The sequence below is a fragment of the Bradyrhizobium sp. USDA 4473 genome (assembly GCF_054063335.1).
This window is the reverse complement of the sequence record NZ_JBSSGE010000001.1, coordinates 1043222-1058242: the sequence shown is the minus strand read 5'-3', so window position 1 is coordinate 1058242 and position 15021 is coordinate 1043222. Positions and strand designations below refer to the sequence as shown.

At 64.1% G+C, this 15021-nt stretch carries 16 protein-coding genes and 1 tRNA gene; 10 read left to right on the top strand and 7 right to left on the bottom strand.

The window, feature by feature from the left end; genetic code table 11:
- Positions 1-54: 54 nt before the first annotated feature.
- The 5 genes from ACVW17_RS04935 to rpmH all read right to left on the bottom strand — a co-directional run bounded on the left by ACVW17_RS04935 (position 55) and on the right by rpmH (position 3624).
- Complete coding sequence (locus ACVW17_RS04935) at positions 55-423, bottom strand: DUF423 domain-containing protein (protein WP_456750902.1); 369 nt, start codon at positions 421-423, stop codon at positions 55-57.
- Positions 423-1073 carry a ribosome biogenesis GTP-binding protein YihA/YsxC gene (gene yihA, locus ACVW17_RS04930; protein WP_456750901.1) on the bottom strand — a complete coding sequence of 217 codons (651 nt, stop codon included), beginning with the start codon at positions 1071-1073 and terminating at the stop codon, positions 423-425. The genes ACVW17_RS04935 and yihA overlap by 1 nt, the downstream gene beginning before the upstream one ends.
- Before the next feature lie 113 nt (positions 1074-1186).
- On the bottom strand, positions 1187-3058 hold the full coding sequence (yidC, locus tag ACVW17_RS04925) for a membrane protein insertase YidC (protein ID WP_456750900.1): 1872 nt from the start codon (positions 3056-3058) through the stop codon (positions 1187-1189).
- 3 nt (positions 3059-3061) lie between these two features.
- A complete protein-coding gene (rnpA, locus tag ACVW17_RS04920; protein WP_456750899.1) occupies positions 3062-3457 on the bottom strand; it encodes a ribonuclease P protein component in 396 nt (131 codons plus the stop codon).
- Between the two features lie 32 nt (positions 3458-3489).
- Positions 3490-3624 (bottom strand): 50S ribosomal protein L34, encoded by a 135-nt coding sequence (gene rpmH, locus ACVW17_RS04915; protein ID WP_008542748.1) that lies wholly within the window; start codon positions 3622-3624, stop codon positions 3490-3492.
- A 398-nt stretch (positions 3625-4022) separates the two neighbouring features.
- On the opposite strand from rpmH, the gene ACVW17_RS04910 reads away from it, so the two are divergent.
- From ACVW17_RS04910 to ACVW17_RS04890, 5 genes are all read left to right on the top strand, one after another.
- Positions 4023-5468: a sensor histidine kinase gene (locus tag ACVW17_RS04910; protein WP_456750898.1), complete on the top strand. Its 1446-nt coding sequence runs from the start codon at positions 4023-4025 to the stop codon at positions 5466-5468.
- A gap of 151 nt (positions 5469-5619) precedes the next feature.
- A tRNA-Arg gene (locus tag ACVW17_RS04905) sits at positions 5620-5696 on the top strand.
- 181 nt (positions 5697-5877) lie between these two features.
- Positions 5878-6135, top strand: a complete 258-nt coding sequence (locus tag ACVW17_RS04900) for a hypothetical protein (protein ID WP_456750897.1) — start codon at positions 5878-5880, stop codon at positions 6133-6135.
- 291 nt (positions 6136-6426) lie between these two features.
- Complete coding sequence (locus tag ACVW17_RS04895; protein WP_456750896.1) at positions 6427-7236, top strand: sterol desaturase family protein; 810 nt, start codon at positions 6427-6429, stop codon at positions 7234-7236.
- Positions 7223-7510: a DUF5658 family protein gene (locus ACVW17_RS04890; RefSeq protein WP_456750895.1), complete on the top strand. Its 288-nt coding sequence runs from the start codon at positions 7223-7225 to the stop codon at positions 7508-7510. Before ACVW17_RS04895 ends, ACVW17_RS04890 begins: the two co-directional genes overlap by 14 nt.
- Positions 7511-7580: 70 nt before the next feature.
- Here ACVW17_RS04890 and ACVW17_RS04885 read toward each other — a convergent pair whose 3' ends face one another.
- Positions 7581-9611, bottom strand: coding sequence for a YgiQ family radical SAM protein (locus ACVW17_RS04885; protein ID WP_456798928.1), 2031 nt, complete (start codon positions 9609-9611; stop codon positions 7581-7583).
- A 434-nt stretch (positions 9612-10045) separates the two neighbouring features.
- Between ACVW17_RS04885 and ACVW17_RS04880 the strand changes: the two genes are divergently transcribed.
- From ACVW17_RS04880 to ACVW17_RS04870, 3 genes are all read left to right on the top strand, one after another.
- On the top strand, positions 10046-10423 hold the full coding sequence (locus ACVW17_RS04880) for a hypothetical protein (RefSeq protein ID WP_456796808.1): 378 nt from the start codon (positions 10046-10048) through the stop codon (positions 10421-10423).
- 445 nt (positions 10424-10868) lie between these two features.
- Positions 10869-12002 carry a GNAT family N-acetyltransferase gene (locus ACVW17_RS04875; protein ID WP_456750893.1) on the top strand — a complete coding sequence of 378 codons (1134 nt, stop codon included), beginning with the start codon at positions 10869-10871 and terminating at the stop codon, positions 12000-12002.
- 13 nt (positions 12003-12015) lie between these two features.
- The gene (locus ACVW17_RS04870; RefSeq protein WP_456750892.1) at positions 12016-13014 is read left to right on the top strand and encodes a glycosyltransferase family 2 protein; all 999 of its coding nucleotides are present in this window, start codon (positions 12016-12018) and stop codon (positions 13012-13014) included.
- Here the strand turns inward: ACVW17_RS04870 and ACVW17_RS04865 are convergent.
- Entirely contained in the window at positions 12937-14271 is a 1335-nt protein-coding gene (locus tag ACVW17_RS04865; RefSeq protein WP_456750891.1) for a lipopolysaccharide biosynthesis protein, read from the bottom strand. The genes ACVW17_RS04870 and ACVW17_RS04865 overlap by 78 nt on opposite strands.
- A 4-nt stretch (positions 14272-14275) precedes the next feature.
- Here ACVW17_RS04865 and ACVW17_RS04860 point away from each other — a divergent pair, with 4 nt between their 5' ends.
- Positions 14276-14545, top strand: coding sequence for a hypothetical protein (locus tag ACVW17_RS04860; protein ID WP_456750890.1), 270 nt, complete (start codon positions 14276-14278; stop codon positions 14543-14545).
- A gap of 310 nt (positions 14546-14855) precedes the next feature.
- Positions 14856-15014, top strand: a complete 159-nt coding sequence (locus tag ACVW17_RS04855; protein ID WP_456750889.1) for a hypothetical protein — start codon at positions 14856-14858, stop codon at positions 15012-15014.
- Positions 15015-15021: the final 7 nt, after the last annotated feature.

The window sequence follows — 15021 nt, the reverse complement described above, 5'->3', positions numbered from 1 at the left end:
CGCCACCCGCGACGGGATTCCCGGATTTCGCTTGCGCTCCATCCGGGCTACGGATCAGCGCTTCGGCCACGCCGCCGAAACCGCCAGCACCAGCCAGCTCAGGATCAGCAGCGTTCCGCCTGATGGTGCCGCCATCGGAAACAATCCATGGCCGGCATACTGGCGCAGTACCAGGTCGCCTGCGAACAATGACGCCGCGATGACGAAGCCTGCTGCCGCCACGATTCCGAGCCTGGCATGGATGACCGCGCGGTCCGCGACCGCAATCGCCGCGATCGCGGCGGAGGCGTGGAACAGCAGCATCGAGGATGCCGCTGCCAGCCGCGTGGCGTCAGGCAAATGGGCTGCGGCTGCGGCCAGCATCACGCCGCAGGCGCCCATGATCGCGGCAAGGGCGATCAGGAGGCGGGACATGCCGTTCATCAACGCCGCTCCTCGATCAGGCGCACCATGGCGGCACGCAGCTCCGGCATGCCGTCGCCGGTGCGTGACGAGGTCACCAGCACGTCGGGAAACGCCGCAGGATGCTTGGCGAGCTTGGCGATGGTCTCAGTGGTGACGGTCTTCAGTTCGCCGGGCTTGACCTGGTCGGCCTTGGTCAGCACGACCTGGTAGCTGACCGCTGACTTGTCCAGCGTCTTCAGCACGTCGAGGTCGACGTCCTTGATGCCGTGGCGCGCGTCGATCAGCACATAGACCCGCGCCAGCGTCGCGCGTCCGAGCAGAAATTTGTGGATCAGCGCGGTCCATGACGCGACCTTGGTCTTCGGCGCCGAAGCGTAGCCGTAGCCGGGCATGTCGACCAGGCGGAAGGCTGCCTTCTCGGGCCCCTCGAAGAAGATCAATTCCTGGGTACGGCCGGGCGTGTGCGAGGTGCGCGCGAGGTTGCTGCGGCCGGTCAGCGCGTTGATGAGGCTCGACTTGCCGACGTTGGAGCGGCCGGCGAAGGCAACCTCGAGGCCGGCCATCGGCGGCAGCGTCTCGATCGAGGGCGAGGCCCAGATGAAGCGCCAGTCGCCCGCGAACAGCTTTCGCCCTCGCTCGATCAGCTCCGCATCGGGTTCGGCGGTCATGTGCGGCGGCTCGCTCTGGTTCCGTCATTGCGAGGAGCGAAGCGACGAAGCAATCCATCTCTCCTCGTGCCGAGGCATGGATTGCTTCGCTTCGCTCGCAATGACGGTGCTTCCTACGTCGGCTTCTTGGCGAACGTCGACTTCAGATTGTCGAACAGCTCCACCTTCACGCCGTTCTTGCGCATGATGAAGCTCTGCTGCAGCACCGAGAGCGTATTGTTCCAGGCCCAGTAGATCACGAGACCCGCCGGGAAGCCGGCCAGCATGAAGGTGAAGATCAGCGGCATCCAGTCGAAGATGATCTTCTGGGTCGGATCCGGCGGCGCCGGGTTGAGCTTCATCTGCACCCACATCGTGATGCCCATGATGATCGGCCAGATGCCCATCACCAGATAGGCGCCGAAATGCGGTCCGAGCAGCGCGATCGGATCGAACGGGATCAGGCCGAACAGCGTGAACAGGTTGGTCGGATCGGGCGCGGAGAGGTCCTTGATCCAGCCGAAGAACGGCGCGTGCCGCATCTCGATGGTGATGAACAGCACCTTGTAGAGCGAGAAGAACACCGGGATCTGCAAGGCGACGGGAAGACAACCGGCGATCGGGTTGATCTTCTCCTTCTTGTAGATCTCCATCATCTCCTGCTGCTGCTTCACGCGGTCGTCAGGATAGCGTTCCTTCAGCGCCTGCAGCTGCGGCTGCACCGACTTCATCTTCGCCATCGAGGCGTAGGACTTGTTGGCGAGCGGGAAGAACAACAGCTTCACGATCACGGTCACCAAGAGGATCGCGATGCCGAAATTGCCGACCAGGCGATAGAACCAGTCGAGCGCCAGGAACATCGGTTTGGTGATGAAGTAGAAGTGGCCCCAGTCGATCAAGAGATCGAAATGGTTGAGGCCGAGCTGCTTGTTGTAGCCGCCGAAGCCGACCAGCGGGAAGTTGAGGCCGACGGTTGCGGCCTCCTTGGCGCCGGCGAACAGCCGCGCATTGGCGACGCCGGTGCCGCCGATCGGAATGGTCTGCGCGCCGAGCATGTAGTCGGCCTGGTAGCGCTTATCACCGGTGGTGAAGCGGGCGCTGTCCAGCGTCGCATTGGTTTCCGGCAGCAGCGCGGTGGCCCAGTATTTGTCGGTGATGCCGAGCCAGCCGTCGGTGACCTTCGAGAATACGATGCCGCGCGAATTTCCGCCGGTCGGGGTCTTGGCTTCGTCGAGGTTCTTGTAGGTGTATTCCTGCAGGCCCTGCTCGCCGAGATAACCGATCGGGCCTTCGTGCAGGATCGCGTAGCCCGAGACCGGCGGCTTGCCGCCGCGCGAGATCAGGCCGAATGGGTACAGCGTCACCGGCGCGCTGCCTTGGTTGACGACCTCATCCTTGATGCTGAAGAGGTAGCGATCGTCGATCGAGATGGTGCGGCGGAAGGTCAGGCCCTGGCCGTTCTCGTATTTCAGAACCACCGGCGTGCTCGGCGACAGGCTGTTCGATCCCTCCTGCTGCCAGACCGTTTCGGCATCCGGCGTCTTCACCGACGAGCCGTTGGCGGTCAGCCACAGGAACTCGGCATAATAAGGTTCGGCCGTGCCGGACGGCGACAGCAGCACGACGGCCGGCGAGTTGGGGTCGACGGTCTCGCGGAACTGGACGAGTGCCAGATCATCGATCCGCGCGCCCTTCAGCGCGATGCTGCCGATGACACGCGGGGTCTCGATCTTGATGCGCGGGCCGGCTGCGAGCACGGTCTCGCGGCTCGCCACCGGAGCGTCAGCAGCAGGCGTGCCCGGTGCCGGGGAGGGCGTCGCTGCGCTTCCCGGAGCAGCGCCGGGGGCGGCACCCGGGGTCGGCTGCGGCGATGGCTTCAGCAATTCGGCCTGCTTCTGCGCCTCGCGCTGCTTCTCCATCTGCGGCACGTTGTAGAAGTATTGCCAGGCGATCAGGACGAGGCCGGACAGAATGACGGCAAGGATCGTGTTGCGGTTGTCGGACATCTCTTAGGGTCTCGTCATTCCATTCGGATTGGGCGCACTTTTGTTACCCGCCTTATTGGTAGCCGTTTGGGGCGCAGGCCGGTCGAGGCGGCGCAGCGCCGACCGCAGGTCGTCAATCATGGTCGCAAAGTCGCGGGTCAGCGCGTCACGGCGGCCGACTAGCACATAATCATGGTGCGGCCGCATGAATACGGCATCGACCCGTCTCATCACTTCGCGAAGCCGGCGGCGGATGCGGTTGCGCTCGGTCGCGGTGCCATTCTTCTTGGTGACGGTATAGCCGACGCGGATCGGGCCCTGATCGTCACGGCGGCGGCCCTGCAGCACAAAAGCTGCGGTATTCGCCCGTGCGCCATTGGCAACGGCGAGGAAATCCGCCCGCTGCCTCAGCCGATCCATAATGGGTATCTCCGGAGAGGAGACGTCCTGGCTCAGGCGCTCAGGCGCTTGCGGCCGCGCGCACGACGCGCAGCGAGGACCTTGCGGCCGCCGGCCGTGGCGAGACGGGCGCGGAAGCCGTGACGGCGCTTGCGCACCAGTTTGCTGGGTTGATAAGTCCGCTTCACGGGTAATTCTCCGCTGACCGGGCAATTTGCCGTTGTATTGAGATGGAGTCCGGTGATGCTGGCGGGCTCGAACGAGCCGTTGTACGGCCCCAAAGAGCCGCCCCCGGTCAAGAACCGGGCCATCGCGGACAGTTGGCGCGGCTTATAAGGGAGCGCCCAGTTTTCGTCAATGTCGCAGGGCGTCGCAAAAAGGCTTCTTCGAAACGACGCAATCGCGGCGAATATATCTGATTTCGCGGGGTATTTGTCGTTAACGGGACGCTTTTGGGCGTTCGGGGAACCGGCGACATTAGCGATCCGTAATTTGACCGGCTTGGGGGCCGGGCCGCATCTTCCGACCCCTAAGCCAAACAAGGCCTTATCTTGTGGCTCTAACTGACGATCAGGCGACCGTGCAGATGCCGCGGTCCAAGCCGTCCCTCCGGCTCGGGCTGTCGGGCAAGCTGTTGCTGCTGACGATCCCCCTGGTGATGATCGCCGGGCTCCTGATCTACGTGCCGGCGATCGCCAACTTCCGGATGAACCGGCTCAATGACCGCCTGGCCGCCGCCAACACCGCAGCGCTGGTGCTGGACGCCGCCCCCTCCGGCCTGGTGCCGGATTCCCTGGCGCGGCAGATCCTGACCAGCATCGGTGCCCGCGCGGTCGCCATCAAGCTCGGCCAGCAGCGCCGCCTGCTCGCCAGCGCCGATTTGCCGGCCTCGATCGACCATGACGTCGACATGCGGGCCATGACGGTGTGGTCGGCGATCGTCGATGCCTTCGAGATCATGCTGGAGCACGGCGACCAGACCATCCGTGTGGTCGGCCCGGCGCCGGGCCAGGCTCAGTTCATCGAGGTGGTGATCGACGAGAAGCCGCTCCGGCAGGCGATGTACCGGTTCTCGCGCAACGTGCTGGTCGTCGCGCTGTTGATTGCCGGCCTGACCGCCGGCCTGGTCTATCTGGCGCTGCATTATCTGTTCGTGCGGCCGATGCGGCGGCTGACTGCGAGCCTGATCGGCTTCCACGAGAATCCGGAGAGTTCGGCGCGAATCATCGTGCCGAGCCAGCGCGGCGATGAGATCGGCGTTGCCGAGCGTGAGCTGTCGGACATGCAGCGTGACTTGGTCTCGATGCTGCATCAGAAGAGCCGGCTCGCTGCGCTAGGCCTCGCCGTCTCCAAGATCAACCACGATCTGCGCAATCTCTTGGCGTCCTCGCAATTGCTGTCGGACCAGCTCGCCAGCGTGCCCGACCCGCGGGTGCAGCGCTTCGCGCCGAAATTGTTGCGCTCGCTGGAGCGCGCCATCGCGTTCTGCCAGTCGACATTGTCTTATGGCCGCGCGCAGGAGGCGGCACCCGACCGGCGTGTCATCATGGTCGAGCCCGCCGTTGCCGAGGTGCGGGAATCGGCCGGGCTTGCGACCGATGTCTCGATCACCTGGATCAGCGCGATCGAGCGCGGGCTGACCATCGACGCCGATCCGGACCAGCTATTCCGCGTGCTGCTCAATCTGGTACGCAACGCGGCGCAGGCGCTGGAGAGCCGGCCGGCCGACGATGGCGGGGCCCAGCAGATCCGCATCACCGGCCGCCGCGAGGGGACGGTTGCGATCATCGAGGTCTCCGATACCGGCCCCGGCGTACCGGCCAAAGCGCGCGAGCATCTATTCGAGGCGTTCCAGACTTCCGGCCGCCCCGGCGGCAGTGGGCTTGGCCTTGCGATCGCCGCCGAACTGATCCGCGCCCATGGCGGTCATATCCATCTGGTCGAGGGCACCATCGGCGCCACCTTCCGGATCTCGATCCCGGATCGCCCGGTGGAACTGCTGTCTGTCCGCAGCGAGCGGGCGCGGGCGTAAGGCCGCTCCGGCATCTCCGAGGCGGCTGAGCGTGCCGAAATTGGCGCTTCCAGAGCCTTGCCAATCGGACCGGGAGCCTGTAGCTAGAGCGCTCTTTCGCGACGTTCCGGGGCTCCCGGAGCCATCCGGGCCCAGGCCCAACCGCGAAAATGCGCCCGTAGCTCAGCTGGATAGAGCATCAGACTACGAATCTGAGGGTCGGACGTTCGAATCGTTCCGGGCGCGCCATTCGTCTTTGTTTTCATTGGATTTTTTGCGATCGCACCGGGGCGAAATTGCCTGCTGCGCTGCGGTCTGCGTTGCCGGATGGCCGCGGCCTTCAACTATTTGTGCGACGCGGCATCAGCTTTATTGCAATGCAACAAAAGAGGCCTACCTGTGCTTCTCGATTCCATTGAGGAGCCTGCAAGTGACCAAGATTTCCCTCTCCATCATCGCCGCCACCCTCGCGATCGCGAGTGCATCGGCCGCGGAGCTTCCAACCTTCGAAGCGGCGGGCCTGCCGATCTCGCCGGTGCAGGCCGGCGTGCTTGGCGCCGCCAATGCCCATGAGCAGGCGCCGGCCGCCGCGATGGCGGCGTCGCCGCATCAGCTCAACGTCCTGACGCCGCGAAACAAGATCACGACCGCGCGGGCTTCGGTCCGCACCGATCGTTCGCTGCACTGAGTGGCACAGCCGTCGTTCACGAAGGCCCGCGACGACGTCGCGGGCCTTTTATGTGCGCCCATGCAAGGTCTGCCTCCTGCTTGCCGATCCCTGCCGTTGCGCTCGGTGAATGGTTGGTCCCGCATAGGCAACCGGCCCCGAGACAATCAGCGCTGAAGGCGAGGGCCGTCCCGTAAAAGCCCCGCTTGCGCCGGCCGGAACGTTGAGAAAAAATAAGGCATTTCACCTTATAGGAAGCGGGAATGTTTTTATTCCTTTTGTGCTTCCTGTTGAACCGGCGAGTTCATTTTCATGTCGGACGAGATCGCCCACGCCGTTTTGTACGCGGCGATATTTCTGGGAGTCGTCTACACCAGCCGTATCCTGGAGAAGCGATGGCCCATTGCGGAGGTGTCCCGCGGCGAATTTCGCGATGATTGGCTCGCGGTGATCGTAAGTATCGGATTGGAGCATCTGCTCGCTCCGGTCGCAGCGATCAGCGCGGGTGCGATTGCGACCTATGCCGGGGTCGGTTGGATCAAGTTACCGACCGAAGGTTACTGGTGGTATGTCTCGCTCGCGATCGTGGTGGTCGCGCTCGATCTCTACAAATACACCTTCCATCGCCTGCAGCACGCAGTCCCGTTTCTTTGGGCGATGCACTCGTTCCATCACAGCGCGAACGGCATCACGTTCATTACCGGCGGTCGGCATTTTTGGCTCGAGAGAGTGCTCTCCGACGCATTCCTTCCAATCATGGCGATTCTGTTTCGTATCCCGCCGGACATGGCGGTCACCGTGGGATTCATCTTCTTCATTCCCGATGCGTGTGCGCATCTCAACGTCCGCATCCCGCTCGGCCGGTTCGTGACCTGGGTCAACAACCCGCAATGGCATCGGATCCATCACTCGGTCCATATCGAGCATCGTGACAAGAACTTCGCCGCTTTCTTTCCGCTCCTCGACATTCTGTTCGGTACGGCCTGGATACCGAAGCCGGACGAGTATCCCGCAACGGGTCTCGTGCCTGCCGAGCGAGTGGACATCATCAACAGCGTGATCTGGCCGATCCGGCATCTCCGGAATGTTCGGCAACGGGAGTCTCGGAATGAATTGGGTTAAAGGTCTGCTGGTGCTGTTCGTCCTGTTGCTGGGCTACGCCGACCTTGAGTCGACGAATGTGATCCTGAGCCTCGGGCTGGGCGAGCTGAACCCGTTCATGCATCTGGCCCAGACCTGGTTCGGCGTGTGGTGGCTGGTGCCCAAGCTGGGTCTGACCTTCATCGTCACCTGGCTGCTTTGGCGCAGCAACAACGTCTACAACATCGCCCTCGTCGCCATGTTCTGCTCGACGCCCGTGCTGAACAACCTCGCCATCATCGCTGGCGCGAACTGACCGAGCCAACTTGATCAGTTAGCCGTGTCGGCAGGCTCGGCCGGATTGACGTCCGGCCGCTGATGGCCTTTCACTTGCCCATCCGCAGGCCCTTGGTGGTGAAGCGCTGAGCCCGGCCGCCGTCGCGCAGCGGGCGCCGCGTGCCGGCGGCCTTGCCGGTGCCGGGCGGCTGGTGTGCGGGCACCAGCTGATCGGGGCGCGAGCCGATCAGATCGGCGCGCCCCATCTGCTTCAGCGCCTCGCGCAGCAGCGGCCAGTTGTCCGGGTCGTGATAGCGCAGGAACGCCTTGTGCAGCCGGCGTTGCCGCAGCCCCTTGATCGCCTCGACCTTGTCGGTCGCCCCGCGGCGCACGCCGCGCAGCGGATTGACGCCGGTGTGATACATCGCGGTGGCGGTCGCCATCGGCGAGGGCAGGAAGGTCTGCACCTGATCGGCGCGGTAGCGGTTCTTCTTGAGCCAGAGCGCGAGGTTCATCATGTCCTCGTCGGTCGTGCCCGGATGCGCGGCGATGAAATACGGGATCAGATAGTATTTCTTGCCGGCCTGCTCGGCCGCGGCATCGAACATCTTCTTGAAGCGATTGTAGGCGCCGATGCCCGGCTTCATCATCTTGTCGAGCGGGCCGCGCTCGGTGTGCTCGGGTGCGATCTTCAGGTAGCCGCCGACGTGATGGGTGACGAGCTCCTTGATGTATTCGGGGCTCTCCACCGCGAGGTCGTAACGCACGCCGGACGCCACCATCACCCGCTTGACGCCCTTCACCTCGCGCACCTTGCGATAAAGCCGGATCAGGTCGTCATGCGAGGTGTTGAGGTTCGGACAGATCTCGGGGAAGACGCAGGACGGCCGCCGGCATGCCGCTTCGATCTTCGGATCCTTGCACGCCATCCGGTACATGTTGGCGGTCGGCCCGCCGATGTCGGAGATCACGCCGGTGAATCCCGGCGTCTTGTCGCGGATGCGCTCGATCTCGCGCAGGATCGAGCCTTCGGAGCGGTTCTGGATGATGCGGCCTTCGTGCTCGGTAATCGAGCAGAAGGTGCAGCCGCCGAAGCAGCCGCGCATGATCGTCACCGAGAACCGGATCATCTCCCAGGCCGGGATCTTGGCGTCGTTGTAGGAGGGATGCGGCGCCCGCGCGTAGGGCAGGTCGTAGACGGCGTCCATCTCGGCCGTCGACAGCGGGATCGGCGGCGGATTGAGCCACAGATCGCGGTCGCCGTGACGCTGCACCAGCGGCCGCGCATTGCCGGGATTGCTCTCCCGATGCAGCACGCGCGAGGCACGGGCATAGGCGTCGCGGTCCTGCTCGACCTGCTCGCAGGCCGGCAGGCGGATCACGACGTTGCCCGGCTGGCGCGCTGCGCCCTCGTCGGCGGAGTCGAGATCGTCGGCATGCAGCTCGGCGTAATCCTCGGGCACGCGGCGGAACAGTGCGACGCCCCTGATTGAGTCGAGATCGCGCGGGGCTTCGCCATTGGCGAGTCGGTGCGCCACCTCGACGACGGCACGTTCGGCGTTGCCGTAGAGCAGCAGATCGGCCTTGGCGTCCGCCAGCACCGAGCGGCGCACCTTGTCGGACCAATAGTCGTAATGCGCGATGCGGCGCAGCGACGCCTCGATGCCGCCGAGCACGATCGGCACGTCCCTGAACGCTTCGCGGCAGCGCTGCGCATAGACGATGGTGCAGCGGTCCGGCCGGCGGCCGCCTTCGCCATTCGGCGTATAGGCGTCATCATGGCGCAGCCGTCGGTCCGCCGTGTAGCGGTTGACCATCGAATCCATGTTGCCGCCGGTGACGCCGAAGAACACGCGCGGCTTTCCCAGCGCCTTGAACGGTTCGGCCGATTGCCAGTCGGACTGCGCGATAATGCCGACCCTGAAGCCCTGGGCCTCCAGCAACCGGCCGATGATCGCCATGCCGAAGCTCGGATGGTCGACATAGGCATCGCCCGTCACCAGCACGATATCGCATTGGTCCCAGCCGAGCGCGGCCATCTCGGCGCGGTTCATCGGCAGGAATGGCGCGGGCTGGTCGGGCCGCGCCTGGTGGCGCGGCCATGACGTCAGGGACGGTTCGGCGGTGGCAAGGCTGTTCATGGCAAGGCTGTTCATGGCGACCACGCATAAGACTCCGGCGTCGTGAATTCAACCAATCAGCGTGCGGCCTGACCCGGCCGCGTGTTGCGCGTCCCGAACCGGTCCGGATCTGTCCGGGGTGACGGGAATAGCGGCGAGCAGATCATACCGATATCTCAATGGCATGAAAGGTGAATGCCGGCTATCTCCCTGACCCGTTCCGCCAGCCAATCGTGGCGCAGTTGCGGCGATGCCGTGGGCCGCATCCGGACCGGGGACATGGGTAACAGGGTTCGAGGACATGGTAACACGTCGACGGCATGGAATGGCTCGGGCGGCCGCTCCGCGAGCGGGTGCAGTGAGCATGCAATCTCGGTCGCATCGGTAGAACCTGCTCGGCATGTCCGGCGACAAACAGCGGTGATCGCCATCGATGCGATCTGGGAGAGTGAATGATGTCGGACAGATCGATCCTCGCCTGCGTGGTCTGCACGGCCGTGATACTCGGTGCGCTCGGCGCATCCGTGCACGCGCAGACGCCGTCGAGTTGCAAGGAGCCGAAGACCGGCACCGATCGCGTCCCGATATTCTCGCCGCCGCTCGCCAATGTGGTGACGGGGAGTGGGCGGCTGCAATTCTACTCGGCACCGAATCTGCACTGCCCGATCGAAGGCGTGTTCGTCATTCCGAACGACGAGCTTGTCGCCTATGCGCAAACCAATGATGGCTGGTCGTCGGTGATGTACCTCAATCCACGCGGCGGCGACGACGTCTCGGGCTGGGTGAGGTCGGCGAGATTGAAAGCGACGGGAACCGTCGGTCCGAAGCAGTAGCGCGCGAACCGGGATCGCCGCGGATGGTCGCCTGCGCCAACGCAGGCTTGCGCGATTTCGAAAATGAATCGCGCCGGATCGCGCGGTCATGCGGATGTCACGGACTGGCAGCCGCTCGCGCGTTAACCTCCACAAGTTGAATTTCTTGACGGCTCGCGCTTGAAGTTGGAGGCTTGCCGCAGGACGAGCGCCTGATGGCGCTATCGGGATTTAGACTCCCGGCTTGCTTGAATGACAGTGATGACCGCCCGGGGCGCACCACATGGTGAGCCATGAGGAACAAGGTCATTGGCTTTTGAAGATCATTGATACTGGCGTCCGGCGACGCCGCTGCGATTGGACAAAGATTAAGTGGCCGACCATGCTGAACCCGGCGTCGCACACTGCTTTCCAGGCCAGCCACCCGCGTGACGCGCGCGCGCGTCCGCCAATCCAGGTGGGCTAGATGCAGGCATCCGAGCAGCAAGCGCCGGTTGATGCGCCGCCACCGCGCAAGGGGGCGGTCCGGCCGATGACCGCTGCGGATTTACCCGCGGTCGCCCGACTTTTCATGAAGATTTACAGAGGCTCAGATCGTCCGGCGGATTTGGACCTTCAGAACTATCTGAAGGTGATTACCCTGGAGGCTCCATCCTACAGCGAAGCCGCGGGCGCGCAGGTCTACGAGCAGCAGGATGGGCGCATCCCGAGCGCGATGCTCGCGGTGCCGATGCGTTTCATCGCCTGCGGCACTGTCGTGCCTGGCCGGTTGGTCTGTACACTGATGACTGACAAGGAGGCCGCCGGTGCGGCGCAGCTCGTTCTGACCTTGCGGCCGAGGCGTCCCGACATTCAATTCAGCGACACGGCGTCGCCCACCACCTTTAATCACTGGCGGGCAATTGGTGCAAAGCCGATCCCCGTCCACAATCTGGAATGGACGCGCAGCTTTCGTCCTTTAGGTGCGCTGGCCGGCCGACTTGAAGACCGGTTCTTCCGCGGCAGGAGCCTTGGTCTTGCGACGTTCGCGCGACCCATCGACACGTTGCTACTGCGCCGCTTCAGCGAAAAGAACGCAGCGGAGCCCGGCGGGGCCAAGGTCACGGACATGTCCGTCAAGGCCTTTCTTGAGCAGGCGCCGGGCCTCATCGCCCACTATGCTGTTCGACCTCTGTGGTCGGAAGAGGAGCTCGGCTGGCTCGTGTCGCTCGCGGCGCAGAACACGACACGCGGCACGTTGACGATTCGCTCGGTCGAAGATCGCGTGGGCAAATTGATTGGTTGTTTCGTCTACTACGCGGTACCGGGGCGGACAGCGCAAGTTCTCAATGTGCTGTCGGAGCGCGGCCAGGAGATCGTAGTGCTGAATGCGATGTTCCATCATCTCGAAAGCTCCGGCCACGTCGAAGCCCGCGGTCGCGCGCACCCCGCTTTGATGGCGGGACTGTCGCTGCAACGCTGGCTCGTCTTCCGGCACAAGGCCTTCGCAGTGGTGCTTACACGACTGCCCGACGCAAACGATGCCGTTGCGCGTGGCGACATCTTCGTTGGTGGCCTCGCCAGCGAAGACTGGAGCCGGTTGATGTCCGATTTCCACTGAGGCGGGTGCAGAGATGTCGGTATCGGTTATCCTCAAGGCGCTCAACGAGGAGGCGCGGATCGGTCCGGCGATCGAGAGCGTGCTGGCTGCGCTCGAGGGGATCGGCGGCGAAGTCATCGTGGCCGACGGCGGTTCGCGCGATCAGACGCTCGCCGTCGCCGGCAGATACCCCGTTCGCGTCGTGCAGCTCGAACCTGAGATTGCGCCGAGCTGCGGCATAGGTGCGCAACTCGGCTTCCAGTACAGCCGCGAGCCATTCATCTGCCTGATGGACGGCGACATGCTGCTCGATTCCGGCTTCCTACGCGAAGCGCTCGCCTGGCTCGCCGACAATCCGGATGCCGCCGGCGTGACGGGTCATGTCGTGGAGATGAACGACACCAGCCTTGAATATGTCCGGCGCGGCCGCAGGATCTCGCCCGAGAACCGGATCGGGGACATCGATCGCATGAATGGCGGCGGCCTCTATCGGCGGGCGGCCATCGAGCAGGTCGGCTATTTGTCGGACCGCAATCTGCACGGCTATGAGGAGTTCGACCTCGGCGTGCGGCTGCGCGCGCGCGGCTGGACGCTGCACCGCCTCGACCGCAGCTTCGTCCGGCATTTCGGGCACGCGATCAACGCCTATGCGCTGCTGGTGCGACGCTGGAAGTCGGGTTATCTGCGCGGCATCGGGGAACTGCTGCGAGCGGCGTTCGGCAAGCCGCAGTGGAAGCAACTGGTTCAGGAATTGCCCGAACTGAAGCTCTGGGGCGCAGTTTATCTCTGGCTCGCCGTGATGGTGGCGCTGCCGTTCCTGATCTCACCGCCCGGATTGGGGCTTGCGATCGATGTGGCCGTGATTGCCGGCGTCGTCGGATTGATGAGCCTGCGCCAGCGCAGCCTGACGCTCGGCTTCTACGCGGTCGTCGCGTGGTTGTTCCACGCCGCGGCGTTACCGCTCGGCTTCTTCCACGGCCGCAAGGCTCCGGCGGACTGGATTGACAGCCGGGTCGTCCAGGATAGTCGCTGAGTGCGCAGCAATGCTGCCGGATCCGTCTGCGTCCAGGCGGCTCCGACGCGCGAGCCGCAGCAGAACCAGCCACGCCGAGACCACGAGAGATGCTTCGATCACGTAAAGCGCGACGAAGGTGCCGATCGGAGCGGCGAACCACGTCGCAACGGCGATGAGGCCGCTGCCCGCCAGATTGGTGCTGTTCATGATCAAGGCGCGCGTGCCCTGCCGTCCTGAAGCGCCCAGCAAGTCCATCGCGACCGCCCAGGCGCCGATCAGGACAACCGTGCCGGACAGGCAGCGCACGAAGAACGGAAGATCGTGATACGCGCGGCCGAACAGAAGCGGCAACTCCGGCGCCAGCACGAACAGGATGAGGAATGTCGCAACGCCAAGGCCGAGCGCCGCGATCAAGGCGCGTTTCGCCGCCGGCAGCGCCAGGTGCAGGCCGTCGCGGCTGGCGCGCGCAAAGCGCGGATAGACCAGGCGGTTGAAAGCGTCGATCGAGAGATAGCTGCTGTCCATGATGCGCCGGGCGACGCCATAGCTGCCGACGGTCTCGATCGGCGTGAACAGGCCGATCACGAACAGGTCGACGTTGGAGCGGATCGCCCGAACCACGAACTGGGAGCTGAACAGGGCGCCGGAGCGCAATTCTTCGCGTATGATCTTGAACCGCGGCCGGCCGAGCGGCCGCAGCCACATCAGTCCGACCAGCGCATAGAGCAGGTGCCCGCAGAATTGCCACACGGCCCATTCCGCCAGGCTCGATGCGTGGAACCCGATGCAGGCAAGCGCGGCCGTGGCAGTGCGCGCGATCGCAAATCCGACCACCGAGCGATTTGCCGAGCGAACCTGGCCGAGGCCAAGAAACACGGTCTCGACGAGAAGAATCACGCGGACCAGCACGACGTTAGCGAGGAACAGCAGGGCGATGCTCGAGACGGCGATCGACGGGCCGGAGCCCATGCGCGTCCAGGCCGCCATCGCCGCGACGCCGCCGAGCACGAGCACTGCGCCGGTTGTTCCAATCAGGAGAAAGTTGTGGCCGAGCAGGTCCGGATAGCTCGCGGGCTCGCGCGCAACCCTGCGCAGCAGGCAGTCGGAGGCGCCGAGGCCGCAGATCTGCGCGGCAATCGCGGTCACCGCCGTGATCTGCACGAACAGGCCGAACTCCGCCGGTCCGAGCGCGCGCGCCAGGATCGCAAACGTCACGAGCTGTGCAAGGCTCGCCGCCGCCAGCGATCCGCTCGACAGCAGATAGCTGACGATCATCGGCGTGGCGGTCGAGAATGTCCGGCTAACGGCATTGATGTGCAGCAATGATCCACGGCCTCTGTTGGCGGTCGATCCCCACGATGCACTCTATCAGGCTCGCATACGCGGCGTATCGCGCGCGGCACGCTGTTCGCGAATTGACGTTAACGTCGGCGCGACGGTGCAATCGGCCGTCGTCATCGGCACGCTGATGATGCATCCTTTGTTCGTGAATGCGGTGACGTCCGCAGTGCATCGATGTCTGAAGCGCTTCGACTCCGAGCGCAGATGATTGAATGGTCGTTGCATGGACATGACGTCGACCGACGTGTTGCCGGCGTCATTTCTCGCACGCGCCGCTGGCATAAATCATACGGTCGCCGATTCAATTAAAGGTTGATATTGCCTCACCCATAAGTTCGACGTTCGGCATCAGCTTTTATGGATCTATAATCATGCATGTATTTATCTGCAGAATCGATAGTAAGGTTAACGCTAACACCTAACTCTAAAAACTACTCAAGGTTGTCTGCTCTTTCGAGAGGAGGATAGTGGCCCCAGCCGAGCGAAATCACTGCTTGGGACAGGACATGGAGGTCGTCATGAACGACTTGGCCCCGATCGCCGCTCTGAACGCCAAGGGACTCATCGGCGTGCCGGTGTCGCGTCGCGACACGATCGACGGACCCGGCTCCGCACCGATCGCGCCGAACAACGACAGCATGGCTTCGGATGCCGACGTCCCGTCCAGCAGCAACTAGGCCGAAC